This is a genomic window from Streptomyces sp. ADMS, assembly GCF_033441795.1.
Lineage (GTDB): Bacteria > Actinomycetota > Actinomycetes > Streptomycetales > Streptomycetaceae > Streptomyces.
Map to the genome: position 1 here is coordinate 1 of NZ_JAVFVX010000442.1, position 447 is coordinate 447.

Here is a 447-nt window from a genome sequence, read left to right on the forward strand (position 1 = left end):
CGCTAAGTGGTTCGCGCCGTAAGTCCTTCGGGGGTTGACGTCGGAGGCGGTGCTGTGGCTGGTGTCTGGTCAGGTGCCGGGGGCGGCGAGGTGGAGTCGGCAGGCGCAGTCGAGTGCGTCTGCGGGGGTGCCCGCGGGGCTGCCGGTGGGTAGCAGGGAGTCCTCGTAGCGGTCGCTGCCGGCGTAGTAGAGCGCGAAGCCCCACCGGCCGACCGCGCCGACGTAGCGCAGCCGCATCAGCTTGATGTGTTCGCCGTCGGCCAGTTCGGCCTCCACGTAGGCGAAGGGCCCGCGGTGGCGGATGTGCAGCCGCTCCAGCTGCGGCCAGGCGGTGCGGGCCTGCTCGCCAAGCCGTGCCTCCAGCGAGAGCCGGGTGTGTTCCGAAGGCGTGGGCATGGCGCCCATCCTGCCCGATCGGCCGGTTGCCGGATGCCGGATGCCGGATGC

The 447-nt window shown here is 72.0% G+C and carries 1 protein-coding gene; it reads right to left on the reverse strand.

All coding sequences use genetic code 11. The annotated features are described in order from the left end of the window. Window positions 1-69: 69 nt before the first annotated feature. A complete protein-coding gene (locus tag RB628_RS41465) occupies window positions 70-396 on the reverse strand; it encodes a hypothetical protein (protein WP_318325777.1) in 327 nt (108 codons plus the stop codon). Window positions 397-447: the final 51 nt, after the last annotated feature.

Bases quoted from the DNA above. Each gene is read 5' to 3' on its own strand.
- RB628_RS41465 (WP_318325777.1), bottom strand. From the start codon at position 396: ATGCCCACGCCTTCGGAACACACCCGGCTCTCGCTGGAGGCACGGCTT.